This is a genomic window from Microbacterium sp. Bi128, assembly GCF_918698205.1.
In genome coordinates this window covers 1-1687 of record NZ_CAKKMM010001119.1, presented here as the reverse complement: position 1 = coordinate 1687, position 1687 = coordinate 1, and the positions used below count along the sequence as shown (strand labels likewise).

The window sequence follows — 1687 nt, the reverse complement described above, 5'->3', positions numbered from 1 at the left end:
TGCCGGTCCTGTTGAACGTGCCGCCGATGCTGTTGCTCGGCCCGGCGATCGCCGCCCTGCTGGTGTATGCCGTCCTGCGGTGGGTGATCTGGGCTCCCGGGACCGGAACGTCGCCGCAGACAGTATCGGAGCACGGGCTGTGGGTAGGTGTGATTGGCTGGCTCGCGAGCTCACTCCAGGGCGCCATGACCCTGGGTATCATCCCGGCCAATCCGTCAGCGTCCGCCGTGGTGGGCGCCGACTCGATCATCCCGGCGCTGGCATGGCCGGTCCTGGGCTGCCTGGGCGTGCATGCCCTGGGACAGGTCACCTACCCGGGTCCGCGGCGAATGCGGCGGCAGGCCGTGCTGTCCGTGCGGCGCATCAAAGACTTCCTGCCCCGCAGGCTGGCATTGACCACGGCTGCGATCTTCGTCTCGGCTGCCGCGGCCATCGCCCGGACTGCCACGCTGCCCGGGTTCGCGGCCGTGGCTCCCACTACGGTCGGCGACGGCGCGTACGGCTACTACAACAGCGGCGGCGACGGCCGTATCCCCGGACCGGAGGTGGCCGCCTGGCTCGGGGGCGCCCTGCTGGTGCTGGCCGTCGGCACGTGGCTGGTTTTGTGGCTGATCGCCCGCCGCCGGCAGCTGGAGGCCCTTGACGCGGCGGACAACGCTGTACTGCGGACCATCGCGATGAACCGGCTGCTGCGCACAGTGTCCACAGTGGCTGCCGGCTTGGCGGTCATCGCGGGGAACTTCGCGGCCCGTCCCGATCCGGCCCAGCAAACGGCATCGTGGACGAACTTCGCCGGCCTCGCGGCGACCGTGGTCCTGCTCGTGATGTGGTGGTGGCGGCCGCCTCGGCTTGCTTCCGCCGGGCTGGGCGTCCGGAACCGGCCGGAATCAGGGATCGCCGCCGGCCGCCAGCACCCGGCCGCCAGGCTGGTTTCCTCACTTGGAGCGCTCCTGGGCCTCGCGGCCGCCGTGCCGCTGGTCGCCGGAGCCTTCCTCGCCCCCGTGATCATGGCGGCCGCCGGCTACGGACTTGCGGGACTCGTGGCCGTGATGGGCACCTGCGTCCTGCTGGTCATCGCCGGAGGCGAGCTGGTCCTGCAGCGCAACTACGGAACGCCGGAGGCGCCGCGCACCTGGCCCCGGCAGCCGGTCAGCCCGGCCCTGCTGACCACGGCGGTCCTGGCGCTGCTGGTCTTCCTGGCAGCCCTCGCCGTCACCGCCGCGGGACAGGCCCTGCTGGCCGAAGATCGCGGCTGGGTTCCGGTTGCACTGCTCACCGCCGGGACCTGCGTTGCCGCCCTGCCGGCGTTCCTCCGGGCCCGGTCCCGCCAGGGCGTCCGCGACGCCCCGCGCGGTCTGGACCCCGCGCTGCGAGCCATCACTGTCCACCGCGTCGTGCGGACCCTCGCCGCAACCCTCACGGCCCAGGCCGGTGTCCTCCTGCTGACCCAGACCAATGCCTGGGCGGCGGTGTTCGGGCCGGACGCGTTCGGCGACGCCGTCGATCCGGCCGCCGGATCGTGGTGGCCGGCGACCCTGGCAGGCGCTGTCCTGGCCGCCAGTGCCGTGGTCATCGCCGTCATCCCCGTGGGCGGCCTGGCCCGGAAGACCCCCGCTCCCCTGCCGCGGAAGGAAGTCGCCGCGTGACGGCGGGCATCGCCGTCAACCTGCGTTCGCCAGTTCCCCCC

At 73.0% G+C, this 1687-nt stretch carries 1 protein-coding gene; it reads left to right on the top strand.

Annotated features, from left to right (window positions below):
* Positions 1–1646: hypothetical protein (locus LQV45_RS30375; RefSeq protein WP_308288954.1), on the top strand; the 1646-nt coding region annotated here is incomplete at its 5' end.
* Positions 1647–1687: the final 41 nt, after the last annotated feature.